Origin of the sequence: Gordonia sp. VNK21, assembly GCF_046098115.1 — a bacterium.
Lineage (GTDB): Bacteria > Actinomycetota > Actinomycetes > Mycobacteriales > Mycobacteriaceae > Gordonia.
In genome coordinates this window covers 123790-138087 of the sequence record NZ_JBJURU010000002.1, presented here as the reverse complement: position 1 = coordinate 138087, position 14298 = coordinate 123790, and the positions used below count along the sequence as shown (strand labels likewise).

At 69.0% G+C, this 14298-nt stretch carries 12 protein-coding genes and 1 pseudogene; 10 read left to right on the top strand and 3 right to left on the bottom strand.

What is annotated here, in order from left to right:
* The first annotated feature begins 20 nt into the window (after positions 1 to 20).
* The 3 genes from ACJMNC_RS03660 to ACJMNC_RS03650 are packed head-to-tail and all read left to right on the top strand — an operon-like array spanning position 21 to position 3402.
* On the top strand, positions 21 to 998 hold the full coding sequence (locus ACJMNC_RS03660; RefSeq protein ID WP_408946586.1) for a phosphotriesterase: 978 nt from the start codon (positions 21 to 23) through the stop codon (positions 996 to 998).
* A 2-nt stretch (positions 999 to 1000) separates the two neighbouring features.
* Entirely contained in the window at positions 1001 to 2671 is a 1671-nt protein-coding gene (locus tag ACJMNC_RS03655; protein WP_408946585.1) for an AMP-binding protein, read from the top strand.
* A 29-nt stretch (positions 2672 to 2700) separates the two neighbouring features.
* Positions 2701 to 3402: a TetR/AcrR family transcriptional regulator gene (locus ACJMNC_RS03650; RefSeq protein ID WP_408946584.1), complete on the top strand. Its 702-nt coding sequence runs from the start codon at positions 2701 to 2703 to the stop codon at positions 3400 to 3402.
* Positions 3403 to 3424: 22 nt separating this feature from the next.
* Here ACJMNC_RS03650 and mgtE read toward each other — a convergent pair whose 3' ends face one another.
* Together mgtE and ACJMNC_RS03640 are read right to left on the bottom strand one after the other, a co-directional pair.
* Positions 3425 to 4762, bottom strand: a complete 1338-nt coding sequence (gene mgtE / locus ACJMNC_RS03645; RefSeq protein ID WP_408946583.1) for a magnesium transporter — start codon at positions 4760 to 4762, stop codon at positions 3425 to 3427.
* A 116-nt stretch (positions 4763 to 4878) separates the two neighbouring features.
* Entirely contained in the window at positions 4879 to 5331 is a 453-nt protein-coding gene (locus ACJMNC_RS03640) for a PH domain-containing protein (protein WP_408946582.1), read from the bottom strand.
* A gap of 207 nt (positions 5332 to 5538) precedes the next feature.
* Here ACJMNC_RS03640 and ACJMNC_RS03635 point away from each other — a divergent pair, with 207 nt between their 5' ends.
* The 4 genes from ACJMNC_RS03635 to ACJMNC_RS03620 all read left to right on the top strand — a co-directional run bounded on the left by ACJMNC_RS03635 (position 5539) and on the right by ACJMNC_RS03620 (position 9651).
* A complete protein-coding gene (locus tag ACJMNC_RS03635) occupies positions 5539 to 7446 on the top strand; it encodes an acetolactate synthase large subunit (protein ID WP_408946581.1) in 1908 nt (635 codons plus the stop codon).
* The gene (gene ilvN, locus ACJMNC_RS03630; protein ID WP_408946580.1) at positions 7443 to 7943 is read left to right on the top strand and encodes an acetolactate synthase small subunit; all 501 of its coding nucleotides are present in this window, start codon (positions 7443 to 7445) and stop codon (positions 7941 to 7943) included. The genes ACJMNC_RS03635 and ilvN overlap by 4 nt, the downstream gene beginning before the upstream one ends.
* A gap of 78 nt (positions 7944 to 8021) precedes the next feature.
* A complete protein-coding gene (gene ilvC / locus ACJMNC_RS03625; RefSeq protein ID WP_408946579.1) occupies positions 8022 to 9035 on the top strand; it encodes a ketol-acid reductoisomerase in 1014 nt (337 codons plus the stop codon).
* A 172-nt stretch (positions 9036 to 9207) separates the two neighbouring features.
* Positions 9208 to 9651 carry an SRPBCC family protein gene (locus ACJMNC_RS03620; RefSeq protein ID WP_408946578.1) on the top strand — a complete coding sequence of 148 codons (444 nt, stop codon included), beginning with the start codon at positions 9208 to 9210 and terminating at the stop codon, positions 9649 to 9651.
* A 91-nt stretch (positions 9652 to 9742) separates the two neighbouring features.
* Here ACJMNC_RS03620 and ACJMNC_RS03615 read toward each other — a convergent pair whose 3' ends face one another.
* Positions 9743 to 10405 carry a serine protease gene (locus ACJMNC_RS03615; protein WP_408946577.1) on the bottom strand — a complete coding sequence of 221 codons (663 nt, stop codon included), beginning with the start codon at positions 10403 to 10405 and terminating at the stop codon, positions 9743 to 9745.
* 308 nt (positions 10406 to 10713) lie between these two features.
* Here ACJMNC_RS03615 and serA point away from each other — a divergent pair, with 308 nt between their 5' ends.
* The 3 genes and pseudogenes from serA to ACJMNC_RS03600 form a co-directional block, all read left to right on the top strand.
* On the top strand, positions 10714 to 12309 hold the full coding sequence (gene serA, locus ACJMNC_RS03610) for a phosphoglycerate dehydrogenase (RefSeq protein ID WP_408946576.1): 1596 nt from the start codon (positions 10714 to 10716) through the stop codon (positions 12307 to 12309).
* Positions 12306 to 13316 carry a 3-isopropylmalate dehydrogenase gene (locus tag ACJMNC_RS03605; RefSeq protein ID WP_408946575.1) on the top strand — a complete coding sequence of 337 codons (1011 nt, stop codon included), beginning with the start codon at positions 12306 to 12308 and terminating at the stop codon, positions 13314 to 13316. The genes serA and ACJMNC_RS03605 overlap by 4 nt, the downstream gene beginning before the upstream one ends.
* A 164-nt stretch (positions 13317 to 13480) precedes the next feature.
* A pseudogene (locus ACJMNC_RS03600) lies at positions 13481 to 13636 on the top strand (S-(hydroxymethyl)mycothiol dehydrogenase); the annotation flags it as partial.
* Positions 13637 to 14298: the final 662 nt, after the last annotated feature.

Here is a 14298-nt window from a genome sequence, read left to right as displayed (position 1 = left end):
GCCGAGGAGGAGAAGTCGCCATGCCGACCCTGAACACCGTCCGCGGCGCCGTGGACACCGCAGAGATAGGCCGCACCCTGATGCACGAGCACATCTTCGTGCTCGGCACCGAGATGCAGCAGAACTACGCCGACTACCCGAACGCCTGGGACGAGGAGGCCCGGATCGCCGACGCCGTTGCGAAGCTGCACGAGTGTCGGGAACGGGGCATCGACACCATCGTCGATCCGACCGTGATCGGCCTCGGCCGCTACATCCCGCGCATCGAACGCATCGCCGCCCAGGTGGACCTCAACATCGTCGTCGCGACCGGCGTTTACACGTACAACGACATTCCGTTCCAGTTCCACTACACCGGGCCCGGGCTGCTCTTCGACGTTCCCGAGCCGATGGTCGAGCTGTTCGTCAAGGACATCCGCACCGGCATCGCCGGAACCGGGGTCAAGGCGGGCCTGCTCAAGTGCGCCATCGAGGAGCCGGGCCTGACGCCCGGCGTGGAGCGGGTCATGCGGGCCGTGGGCCAGACGCATGTGGAGACCGGTACGCCGATCACCGTGCACACCAACCCGCACACCGGTTCGGGCCTGGTGGCCCAGCGGGTGCTGGCGTCCGAGGGCGTGGACCTGAGCAAGGTGGTCATCGGGCACTCCGGTGACAGCACCGACCTGGACTACCTGTGCGCCGTCGCCGATGCGGGCTCGTATCTGGGCATGGACCGCTTCGGGCTGGACGTGCTGCTGCCCTTCGAGGAGCGGGTCGGCACCGTCGCCGAACTGGTCCGCCGCGGCTATGCCGAGCGGATGGTCCTGGCCCACGACGCGGCCTGCTTCATCGACTGGTTCGAGGAGGGCGCCAAGAAGGAGGCCGTGCCGAACTGGAACTTCGTGCACATCAGCGATGATGTGATCCCGGCGTTGCTCGAGAGGGGCGTCACCGAGGACCAGATCACCACGATGCTGGTGGAGAATCCGCGCCGCTACTTCGAGGCGGCCCAGTGAGTATGGAACCCCCAGTGAGCGCGGAACCCACGGTGGGCGGGGAGAAGGTCTGGCTGCGGCAGTATGCGGCGGGTGAGCCGAGTGAGATGACCAACGAGTTCGCCACCGCCCTGGACATGGTGACCGCATCGGTGCAGGCCGCCCCCGACGCTGTGGCCATCCGCTACTTCGATGCGGTGATCGACTACCGCGAACTCGACCGCCTCTCCGATGCCTTCGCGGTCGCCCTGCAGGAGCGCGGCGTGACACACGGCGACCGCATCGCTCTGGTGCTGCAGAACATCCCGCAGTTCCTGATCGCGGTGGTGGGCATCTGGAAGGCCGGCGCCGTGGTGGTGCCGATCAATCCGATGTACCGCGGCCGCGAGCTGCAGGCCGTGCTCGCCGACAGCGGCGCCCGGCTGGTGGTGTGCCTCGAATCGGTGGCACAGGAGGTTCACCGCGTGGAGGGGACCGCCGTCGAGGAGGTGATCACCACCTCCGAACTGGACTTCCAGAGCCGCGGCGACGAACGCATCTTCGGCGGTTCCCGGCGTCGGCGGTACGAGGGGGATGCCGATCTCCTCGAACTCCTCGGCGGGCTCGACGGGCGCACTCCGGAGCCGGTGGCGCTGCGTCCCGGCGACATCGCCTACCTGCCGTACACCTCGGGTACCACCGGTCCGCCGAAGGGGTCGATGAGCACCCACGCGAACGTGGTCTTCGCCGCACAGGTCTACCGGGACTGGACGCATCTCGACGCATCGACGCGGTACTTCGCCGTCGCCCCGCTGTTCCACATCACCGGCCTGATCGCGAACATCGCCGCCCCGCTGCTCGCCGGGGGATCGGTCATCCTGACCTGCCGCTTCCAGCCGTCGGTGGCCGCCGAGGCGATCGCCGAGCATCAGGCGACGGCGACGATCGGCGCGATCACCGTGTTCATCGCGTGGACCAACGACGACGGCGTGACCCCCGACCAACTCGCGTCGATGACCTCGATCTACTCGGGCGGCGCCGCGATCCCGGCCGCCGCACTGGAGGCCTTCCGGGCCAAGTTCGGCCACTACGTGCACAACGGTTACGGGCTCACCGAGACCAACAGTCCGGCGATCGTGGTGCCGTCCGGGGTGACGGCGCCCGTGGACCGGGGGTCCGGCGCGGTCTCGATCGGCGTGCCGGTCTACAGCACCACCGCCGAGATCGTCGACGACGACGGCGCGTCGCTGGGCGTCGGCGAGGTCGGCGAGATCGTGATCTCCGGCCCGCAGGTGTCGGCCGGCTACTGGCGCAAGCCGGAGGAGACCGAGCACGCCATGCCCGGCGGCCGGTTCCACACCGGCGATGTGGGCTTCATGGACGCCGACGGCTGGTTCTACGTCGTCGACCGCAAGAAGGATCAGATCAACGCCTCCGGCTTCAAGGTCTGGCCGCGCGAGGTCGAGGACGTGCTCTACGAGCACCCGGCAGTACGCGAGGCCGCCGTGGTGGGCGTCCTCGATCCGTACCGCGGCGAGACGGTCAAAGCGGTGGTCTCGCTCAAGCGGGCGGGCGCGGCGACCGCCGAGGAGCTCACCGCGTTCTGCAAGGAGCGGCTCGCGGCGTACAAGTACCCGCGCATCGTCGAGATCATCGAGGATCTGCCGAAGACGGTGAGCGGAAAGATCCTCCGCCGCGAACTCCGGGACCGCTGACCGCGGCCGGCATTGCTATAACTGTGACCATGCGAGCAGCGGAGACGGGTGCGGCCGGCGGACAGCCGTCGGCCGCACCCGATCCGGCGCCGCCGGCCCGGGAGCTGCCGCTCACCGAACGCGGGATGCGCACCCGTGCGGCCCTGATCGCCGCGGCCCGCACCGTCTTCGAGACCAAGGGCTTCCTGGATGCGCGGCTGATCGACATCACCACCGAGGCGCAGTGCGCGGCCGGCACCTTCTACACCTACTTCTCCAGCAAGGAGGAGATCTTCGCGGCGGTGCTCGAGCAGGCCAAGGAGGACATGCTGCACCCGGGCACCGAGCGGGTCGACGCCGACTCGGATCCGGTCGCGATCATCACCGCGAGCAACCGCGCCTATCTCGAGGCCTACCGGCGCAATGCGAAGCTGATGGGCCTGATGGAACAGGTCGCCAGCATCGATCCGGGCTTCCGGGAACTGCGGGAGCGGCGCGGCAACGCCTTCGTCGAACGCAACGCCCGCAGCATCGCCGACCTGCAGCGGCGCGGACTGGCCGACACCGGACTCGATCCGCTGCTGGCCGCGCGGGCGCTGTCGGGCATGATCAGCCGGTTGGCCTTCGAGTACTTCGTCACCGGCAGTTACGTCGCCGCCGGCGGGGCGCAGGAGCAGTACGGCTTCGACGAACTGGTGCAGACGGCGTCCCGGCTGTGGACCAACGCCCTGCAGATTCCCCGGGCCGGCTGACCGGGCGGCCCGTCGTAGCGGGTCAGATCCCGAGAACCGCCTTGGCGATCATGAAGTAGACGATCAGACCCGTCGCATCGCAGAAGGTGGAGATGAAGGGCGTGGAGAAGACCGCCGGATCCACTCGCACCAGTTTGGCGATCAACGGCATCAGGCCGCCGACGCTGGCGGCCATGGTGCACACCGAGACGATGGTCAGGCCGATCACCGCGCCGATGTCGAACTCGTAGGCGGCCCAGGCGACCAGGAAGCCGACGATGCCCAGGGTGGCGCCGAGCGTCAGACCCACCCGGACCTCCTTGCCGAGCACCCGGCCGGCGTCGCGCGGGGTCACCTCGTCCACGGCCAGCGCGCGGGTGACGGTGGTCGCCGCCTGCGAGCCGGTGTTGCCGCCGATGCCGGTGAGCAACGGGATGAACAGCGCCAGCGCCACCTTCTGCTCGAGGGTGCCCTCGAAGATCTCCAGCACGTTGACGGTCAGGATGGCCGAGATGGCCAGCACGAACAGCCACACCACCCGGGCCCGGGTGATCGCGAAGATCGACGCCTGCAGATACGGGGTCTTGAGCGGTTCGCGGGCACCGGCGCGCGCCTCGTCCTCGTCGCGGGCCGCATCGACCACCTCGATCGCATCGTCGAGGGTGAGCACACCCACCAGCCGGTCCTCCCGGTCGACGACGGGCATCGCGAGAATGCCGCGGTCCACGCAGCGCTGCGCGGTGGGCTCGGCGTCGTCGTCGACGACGGCGAAGATGGGCCGCTTGGCCAGCGGACCCACCGGATCGTCCGGCTCGCACAGCAGCAGATCGCGCAGGCTCACCACACCGAGCAGCCGGCGCGAATGGCTCACCACCGGCACCGTGTAGATGGTCGACGCCTGATGGCCGCGGGCCTTGACCCGATCGAGCGCCTCCCCGGCCGTGTCGTCGTCGAAGGCGTGCACGAACTCCGGGCTCATCCGGCGGCCGACACTGCCGCGCGGGAAGCCCAGCACCACCGCGGTGGCCTCGCGCTGTTCGCGCGGGAGGGTGCGGATCAGTTCCTTGGCCACCGACGCCGGCAGCTCGTCGATCAGTTCGGCGCGGTCGTCGGGCTCGAGGGCGTTGAGCGCATCGGCCACCTCGGCGGTGCCGAGCGCCTCGATCAGCTCGGCCTGGGCGGCCGACGGCAGATCGTCGAAGACCTTCACCGCCTGATCCTTCGCCAGCAGCCGGAAACCGATACTCCGGAGCCGTGGGCTGAGCTGCTCGAGCATGGCTGCGACGTCCTGGGGCGCCGAGTCGCTCAGGATCGCGGATGCTTCGGAGAGCCGGTTGCCGTCGAGGGCCTGATCGAGTTCACGCGTCAGCGAAGCGGACATGAGGCGATTCTCGCATCGCGGGGCGGGCGGCGCGCAGTCGCGGGGCGGGCGGCCCCGGGGCAAAGGACGCGGTTCACGCGCCGTTCACTGAGGGGCCCGGTCGGCCGGCGTCGGGGTCAGTTCTCGGCCGCGGCCCGACGGGCCTCGCGGGCGGCGGCGTACGGGTCCGGGATCCGGCCGCCGCTGGCCGCCGACAGACGCGGCAGCTGCTGAAATCCCACCGCGGGCAACGAGACTCGGCTGCCGTCGGTGCGCACCGCGCACACCGAACGCCACTTGGGGAAGGCCAGCCCGTCGATCTCGTCCCAGCCCAGGCGCACGGTGCCGAAGGTGTGCACCGCGGTGATCCCGTCCTCGTCGACGATGGTGCGCAGCCGGTGGATCCACCAGATCTGCGCAATGGGCACGATCACCGTCCAGCTCAGCCAGGTCAGCGAGACGCCCATGAACATGATGACGACCAGGATCGTCATCAGCACAGTCAGATAGGCGAGCCCGTTGATGGTGAACACGGCGGGCCCGGCTGTCGCGGGCTTTCCGGTGGAATCGGGTTTCGGCACGTGGCCCATTGTGGCACGTAGAGGGGATTTGACGCGGCTCGGACCACTGCCTTACCGTGGACCGGTGATGAACTCGAAGCTCCTCGTAGTAATCGGTCGGCGCGTCCACGCCTGATCGGTCACTTCACAGACCTTTCGAACTCCATCGACGCGCCCTCGACCAGCTCCGCTGTCGGGGGTTTTTTCTTGCCAGGACTAGAGGAACAGGATCGTGCAGTGAGCACACCAACAGCACGCGGGTCGTCGCGGCCGCAGTCGCCGTCGACCGAATCTCTGCGCTCGGGTGCCACGGTGGCCCCGGAACGGGTCACCGGCGCCCAGTCGGTCGTCCGGACGCTCGAGGAACTCGGCGTCGAGATCGTCTTCGGCATTCCCGGCGGCGCAGTGCTTCCGGTGTACGACCCGCTGCTCGACTCGCAGAAGGTCCGTCACGTCCTGGTCCGTCACGAGCAGGGTGCCGGCCACGCCGCCACCGGGTACGCACAGGTCGCCGGCCGTGCCGGCGTCATGATGGCGACCTCCGGTCCGGGTGCGACCAACCTGGTCACCCCACTGGCCGATGCCCAGATGGACTCCGTTCCGGTGGTCGCGATCACCGGTCAGGTGGGTCGTGCGCTGATCGGCACCGACGCCTTCCAGGAGGCCGACATCTCCGGCATCACCATGCCGGTCACCAAGCACAACTTCTTGGTCAGTGTCGCCGCCGACATCCCGCGAGTGATCGCCGAGGCCTTCTACATCGCCGAGTCGGGCCGTCCGGGCGCCGTGCTGGTGGACATCCCCAAGGACATCCTGCAGGCGCAGACCACCTTCTCCTGGCCGCCGCAGATCGACCTGCCCGGCTACCGTCCGGTCACCAAGCCGCACGGCAAGCAGGTCCGCGAGGCCGCCCGGCTGATCCACCGGGCCAAGCGGCCGGTGCTCTACGTGGGCGGCGGCGTCATCAAGGCCGATGCCGCTCCGCAACTGCTGGAGCTGGCCGAGCTGACCGGTATCCCGGTGGTCACCACCCTGATGGCCCGCGGCGCCTTCCCGGACAGCCACGAACTGCATATGGGCATGCCCGGCATGCACGGTGCGGTCGGCGCCGTCGGCGCGCTGCAGCGTTCAGATCTGCTGATCACCCTCGGCGCGCGCTTCGACGACCGCGTCACCGGACAGCTCTCCTCCTTCGCCCCGGACGCCAAGGTCATCCACGCCGACATCGACCCGGCCGAGATCGGCAAGAACCGCGAGGTGGACGTTCCGATCGTCGGCGACGTGGCCAATGTGATCGCCGAGCTCATCGAGGAGCTCCGCAACGACACCGCGGCCGGCGGAACCAGCGCCGACCTGTCCGAGTGGTGGGCCTACCTGAACGAGCTGCGTTCGACCTACCCGCTGTCCTATGACGGTCAGTCCGACGGCTCGCTGTCGCCGGAGTTCGTCATCGAGCAGCTCGGCGCCGCCGCCGGTCCGGACGCGGTGTACGTGGCCGGTGTCGGCCAGCACCAGATGTGGGCCGCGCAGTTCGTCAAGTACGAGAAGCCGCGCACCTGGCTGAACTCGGGCGGTCTGGGCACCATGGGCTATTCGATCCCAGCCGCGATGGGCGCCAAGGCCGCCGCACCCGAGTCGGAGGTCTGGGCGATCGACGGCGACGGCTGCTTCCAGATGACCAACCAGGAACTCGCCACCTGCGCCATCGAGGGCATCCCCATCAAGGTCGCGCTGATCAACAACGGCAACCTGGGTATGGTCCGGCAGTGGCAGACGCTCTTCTACGACGAGCGCTACTCCAACACCGATCTGGCGACGCATTCGCGGATGATCCCGGACTTCGTCAAGCTCGGTGAGGCGCTCGGCTGTGTGGCCATCCGCGTCGACAAGGAAGAGGATGTGGCCTCGGCGATCGCCCGCGCCCGGGAGATCAACGACCGCCCGGTGCTGATCGACTTCATCGTCGGCAAGGACGCTCAGGTGTGGCCGATGGTCGCGGCCGGCTGCGGCAACGACGAGATCATGGCGGCCCGGGACATCCGGCCGCTGTTCGACGACGAAGAGTCGGCCGGCGACACCCCGGCCGACATCCACGACACCATCGCCCGCCCGCAGGGCGATGACGAAGGGGAGGCCTCGCTGTGAGCACCCATACGCTGAGCGTTCTGGTCGAGGACCGGCCGGGCGTGCTGGCCCGCGTCTCGGCGCTGTTCTCGCGCCGCGGCTTCAACATCGAGTCACTGGCCGTGGGCCCCACCGAGCTCAAGGGCATCTCGCGGATGACGATCATGGTCTCCGTCGACGACTTCCCGCTCGAGCAGGTGACCAAGCAGCTCAACAAGCTGATCAATGTCATCAAGATCGTGGAGCAGGAGCCGGACCACTCGGTCTCGCGGGAACTGCTGCTGGTCAAGGTGCGGTCCGATCAGACCAACCGCGGCGAGATCATCGACGTGGTCAATCTGTTCCGTGCCAAGGTGATCGACGTCGCTCCCGAGTCGGTGACGGTGGAGGCCACCGGCACCTCGGACAAGCTCGAAGCCCTGCTGCGGATGCTGGACCCATACGGTATCCGGGAGATCGCCCAGTCCGGTGGCGTCACCCTCGGCCGGGGACCCAAGAGCATGTCGGCCAACCGCTGACGCGACAATAGAACTCAATACGAACTCCAATCCGCTGTACCCGCCGCCGTGTGCGGCACCATCCGAAGGGAATTAATTGTGGCGATCGAGCTTTTCTACGACGACGACGCTGATCTGTCGATCATTCAGGGCCGCAAGGTCGCGGTGATCGGCTACGGCAGCCAGGGCCACGCGCACTCGCTGTCGCTGCGTGACTCGGGCGTCGAGGTGGCGATCGGTCTGCGCGAGGGCTCCAAGTCCCGCGAGAAGGCCGCCGAGCAGGGGCTGACCGTGATGACCGCCGCCGAGGCCGCTGCCTGGGCCGATGTGGTCATGCTGCTGGCCCCGGACACCAGCCAGGCCACCATCTTCACCGAGGACATCGCCCCGAACCTCAAGGACGGCGACGCACTCTTCTTCGGCCACGGCCTGAATATCCACTTCGACCTGATCAAGGCGCCGGAGAATGTCACCGTCGCGATGGTCGCACCGAAGGGCCCGGGCCACCTGGTCCGCCGCCAGTTCGTCGACGGCAAGGGCGTGCCCTGCCTGATCGCGGTCGATCAGGACCCGAAGGGCGAGGGCCAGGCGCTGGCGCTGTCGTACGCCTCGGCCATCGGCGGCGGCCGGGCCGGCGTCATCAAGACCACCTTCAAGGAAGAGACCGAGACCGACCTCTTCGGCGAGCAGGCCGTGCTGTGCGGCGGCACCGAAGAACTGGTCAAGACCGGCTTCGAGGTGCTGATCGAGGCCGGTTACGCGCCGGAGATGGCCTACTTCGAGTGCCTGCACGAGCTGAAGCTGATCGTCGACCTCATGTACGAGGGCGGCATCGCGCGGATGAACTACTCGGTCTCGGACACCGCGGAGTTCGGCGGCTACCTGTCCGGCCCGCGGGTGATCGACGCCGACACCAAGAAGCGGATGCAGGACATCCTGACCGACATCCAGGACGGCACCTTCGTCAAGCGTCTGGTCGCCAACGTCGAGGGCGGCAACAAGGAGCTCGAGGCGCTGCGCAAGGAGAACGCCGAGCACCCGATCGAGGTCACCGGCAAGAAGCTGCGCGACCTGATGAGCTGGGTGGATCGCCCGATCACCGAGACCGCCTGAGTCCGGCCGCAGACACACCGCTGCGAGCGCCGTCCGGGAGCAACCCCGGACGGCGCTCGCCGCATCGGCACCCCCGGCCCGCTGCCCGGGTGGGTAGACTCCTCGGCGCATCGGGTGCGCCGGGCAGCGTGCTGCCGGACCCCGGACGACGTCGACACCACGAGGAGATCTGATGTCCGAAGTCCGCCACACGGCGACGATGAAGGGCTCGCGCGAAGCGGCCTTCGCCTACGTCAACGACTACCGCAACGTGCCCGAGTACATGTTCGGAGTCAGCAGCTTCACCCCGACCACCGAGCGCACCAGCGGCCTCGGCTCGACATTCGTCACGAAGATCAAGGTCGGTCCCAAGACGCTCGAGTCGACGGTCGAATGCACCGAGTACGCCGAGAACGAACTGCTGAAGATGGAGTCGGTCAAGGGTTTCGGGGCCACCAGCATCTGGCGCTTCGCCGACGGCGACGAGCCGGGCACGGTGGCCGTCGACGTGGAGTTCGACTACGTGCTGCCCGGCGGGGTGGCCGGCCGGGTCCTGGGCGGGCTGATGGGACCGTTCGTCGCGCAGGCGATCAAGCACACCGATGCGGTGATCCGCAGCCGCGTGGAAGGCACGTAGCGGCGCGCCGACGCGCAACGCACCGACGGCGGCGGCCCGGGAGAAGACTTCCCGGGCCGCCGCCGTTTCGTGAAGAGGTGGTGGCGCAGGCCTACACCGGCTTGAAGCCCGTGTAGCCCCAGCGGGCCAGCCGCTTGAGGATCGGGCCCATGCTGGTCCCGGTCTCCGGGCCGATGCAGGAGACGAAGTAGTAGGCGTTGACCATGCCGACGAGGGTGTCGCCGACGACCACCGGGCTGCCCGAGTCGCCTTCGATCACGCACATCTGCGAGAAGTGCGAGGCGCCGTCGGAGAACCAGGTGACACCGCAGGTGTGACCGGTGGTGCGGCCCTCCTTGCACAGGATGGTGGGGAAATTGACCGGCTTGGTGCTGATCCGCTTGATGGTGACGCCGCGGACGGTGCGCACCGGGCGGACCACGTTCGCGTCGAGTTCGATCACGGCGACGTCGATGTCCGAGGCCGACCGGGTGACCTTGCCGATGACGCCGCGGTTCTGGGCCCGCTCGGAGAGAACGCTCTGTCCGGGGACGCCGCAGTGTCCCGCGGTCACCGCGATCAGCCGGCCGCGGTCGTCCCGGCCGACGGTGGTCACGGTGCAGGCCGAGGCCGAGTTTCCGCCCTTGAGGACGAGAATCCCGGAACCGCCGCCGATGGCCACCTTGGGGGCGGCCTGGGTCTGACCCACGCCGACGCCCGTCAGCGCCAGGACCGAAGCCACGATGGCAGCGAAAACCACTGTCATCTTCTTCATCTACATACTCCGCTCATTGCTTCCTGCCTCCGGTCCCGGACGGCAGCGGTGCCCACTGTATCCGCCGGACGGCCCGGTACCGGGCCGCTTGCGCCGTCCCGGTGCAGACGTGACGCAACTGAGACAACGGATCCCCGGCGTGTCCGGGCACAGCCATGAAGGTACCCGGGCGCCCGTGTTCCGCGCCACATTCGCAGGTGGGCGGGTATCGGCTCCGGGGGCGCCGGGCATTACAGTAGTCGCGTCAGCTGCCGCTCTTAACGCGCGCGGGTCCATATCCGTGCACCGAGGAAACCTGGAGATAACTAGTGACCGCTTCCAGCCGTCCCGTCGTGTTGATCGCCGACAAACTCGCCCCGTCCACCGTGGAGGCCCTCGGCGACGGCGTCGAGGTGCGCTGGGTGGACGGTCCGGACCGTCCCAAGCTGCTTGAGGCGGTCGTCGACGCCGACGCCCTGCTGGTGCGTTCGGCCACCACCGTCGACGCCGAGGTGCTCGCGGCCGGTCCGCAGCTCAAGATCATCGCCCGGGCCGGCGTCGGCCTGGACAACGTGGACGTCTCGGCCGCCACCGAGCGCGGCGTGATGGTGGTCAACGCGCCCACCTCCAACATCCACTCGGCCGCCGAGCACGCCGTCGCACTGCTGATGTCGGCCGCACGCCAGGTGCCGGCCGCCGACGCCACCCTCAAGGACCACACCTGGAAGCGGTCGTCGTTCTCCGGCGTCGAGCTCTTCGACAAGACCGTCGGCGTGGTGGGTCTGGGCCGGATCGGCCAACTGGTGGCCTCGCGCCTGGCCGCCTTCGAGACCCACATCATCGCCTACGACCCCTACGTCTCGCCGGCCCGCGCCGCCCAGCTGGGCATCGAGCTGGTCAGCCTCGACGAGCTCCTCGAGCGCGCCGACTTCGTCACCGTGCACCTGCCCAAGACCCCGGAGACCGCCGGCCTGATCGGCGCCGAGCAGCTGGCCCGGACCAAGAAGGGCGTGATCATCGTCAACGCCGCCCGCGGCGGACTGATCGACGAGCAGGCCCTGGCCAACGCCATCAAGGACGGCCACGTGCGTTCGGCCGCCCTGGACGTCTTCAACTCCGAGCCGTGCACCGACTCGCCGCTGTTCGAACTCGACGAGGTGGTGGTGACCCCGCACCTGGGTGCCTCCACCGCCGAGGCGCAGGACCGGGCCGGCACCGATGTGGCCAAGAGCGTGCTGCTGGCCCTGGACGGGCAGTTCGTGCCGGACGCGGTGAACATCACCGGCGGACCGGTCGACGACGAGGTGGCCCCCTGGCTCGAGCTCACCCGCAAGCTCGGCGTTCTGGTCGGCGCGGTGGCCGACGGCATGCCGACCGCCATCACCGTCGAGATCCGCGGCGAGCTGGCCTCGCTGCCGGTGGACGTGCTCGGCCTGTCGGCGGTGCGCGGCCTGTTCTCGGCCGTCGTCGACGAGCCGGTCACCTTTGTCAACGCCCCGTCGGTGGCCGCCGAGCGCGGCGTGAGCCACGAGGTGGTCACCGCCAGCGAGAGCCCCAACCACCGTTCCATGGTGGACGTGCGGGCCGTCTTCGGCGACGGATCGACCGTGAACGTGGCCGGCACCCTCACCGAGCCGCGCGAGGTGGAGAAGATCGTCAACATCAACGGCCGGAACTTCGATCTGCGCGCCGAGGGCCGCAACCTGATCGTCAGCTACGCCGATCAGCCGGGTTCGCTGGGCAAGATCGGCACCCTGCTCGGCAATGCCGGCGTCGACATCGCCGCCGCCGGTCTGGCCCAGGATCTGGAGGGCCCCGGCGCCACCATGATGCTGCGGGTCAACGGCGAGGTCAGCGACGAGGTCCTGGCCTCCGTCGGCGAGGCGGTCTCGGCCACCCTGATCAAGCAGGTGGACTTCTCGTGAAGCTCGCAGTGATTCCCGGCGACGGGATCGGCCCGGAGGTCATCGACCAGGCCGTGCGGGTGCTGCGCACGCTGCACCCGGAGGTGACCACCACCGAATACGACTTCGGCGCCCGTCGCTACCACAGCACCGGTGAATTGCTCACCGACGCCGACGTGGCCTCGCTGCGCGAGCACGACGCCATCCTGCTCGGCGCCATCGGCGATCCGTCGGTGCCGTCCGGGGTGCTCGAACGCGGTTTCCTGCTCAAGCTCCGGTTCATCCTCGATCACCACGTCAACCTGCGGCCGTCGATCCTCTTCGAGGGCGTCGACTCGCCGCTGGCCGGCGACCCGACGATCGACTTCGTGGTGGTCCGCGAGGGCACGGAGGGCCCGTACACCGGCAACGGCGGCGCCATCCGGGTGGGCACCCCGCACGAGGTGGCCACCGAGGTCAGCGTGAACACCCGCTTCGGCATCGAGCGCGTCGTCCGCGACGCCTTCGCGCGGGCGCAGGCCCGCCGCAAGAAGCTGACGCTGGTGCACAAGACCAATGTGCTGACCTTCGCCGGCTCGATGTGGGCCCGCACCGTCGAGGAGGTGGCCGCCGAGTTCCCGGACGTGGCCACCGACTACTGCCACATCGACGCGGCCACCATCTACATGGTGACCGATCCGGTCCGCTTCGACGTGATCGTCACCGACAACCTGTTCGGCGACATCATCACCGACCTGGCCGCCGCGGTCAGCGGCGGCATCGGGCTGGCGGCCTCGGGCAACATCGATGCCACCCGCGCCAATCCGTCGATGTTCGAGCCGGTGCACGGCAGCGCCCCGGACATCGCCGGGCAGAACCTGGCCGATCCGACCGCCGCGATCCTGTCGGTGGCCCTGCTGCTGCGCCACCTCGGCGACGATGCGGGCGCCGAGCGGATCGAGGCGGCGGTGGCCGCCGATGTGGCCGGCCGGGGTGACGAGCGCGGCACCACCTCGCAGGTGGGCGATCGCATCCTCGAACGGCTCTGACCGCCGCACTCGGGTACTTTCCGCCGAGCGCCGCCGACCACCGGTCGGCGGCGCTCGCGGCATCGGGGCGCCCGGGCAGCGAACTCATGCGGTGACGGGCATGATAGGCAGGGAAGCACCGTGATCGATCACACCAGAGCAGCGGAACCAAGGAGTCCATCGAAATGAGTCAGACGGTCAAAGGGGTCATCGCCCGCGCCAAGGGCGCTCCGGTCGAGACGGTGAACATCGTCGTCCCGGATCCGGGGCCGGGAGAGGCCGTGGTGACGATCTCCTCGTGCGGCGTCTGCCACACGGACCTGCACCCCGCCACCGGCGGAGCTCGAAGAACCGTAGCTACAGCTGGCGCTACTAGCCGTAGCGCGGCCGGTCGCGTGGCGGCCGCTGCCGGCGGTGGGGGTGCGGCGGCGTCGGCTAGTGCCGGTCGCTGAACGGCGCCCACCGCGGCGGCCACAACTAGCGGCGTGGGTCGGGCCGGTAGTGGGGCGTCGGCTCGTCCGGCTGCCGACGGCCGGCCCGGACGCCTAGCTGGAACCACGTGACCGGCCGGCGCTGGTCTCAGAAGAGCCGCTTCCGCGGCTACGGGTCCCGGCCCCACTCGAGCCACGGCCGCAGCAGCGGCAGCCGCTACCAGTAGAAGACCCACCGCAAGAAGCTTAGCTTCGTCATGACGTCCAGCGGCGCGAATGTCCGGGCCGTGAGAGGCGTCTGCCGCGCGGTCAACTCCTAGTGCTTCAGCGGGCCCCGGTGGAGCCAGTGCAGCAGTGGCTGGCGGAGCTGCTACGGCCGGCGGAGCACTGGCTCGTCCTTGCCCTTGAGCAGCAACTAGGGCGGGAGCGCCATCACGTCCAGGCACACCGTCTGCGGCGTGCTCCTCTAGCAGTGGTGCCGGAGAGGGCCGGGGCCTAGGCCCTGCTGCTACAAGTGGCAGAGCTGGCCTCGCGGGAACCGCGCCCGCTACTGGGGAAACTGGCAGACTGAG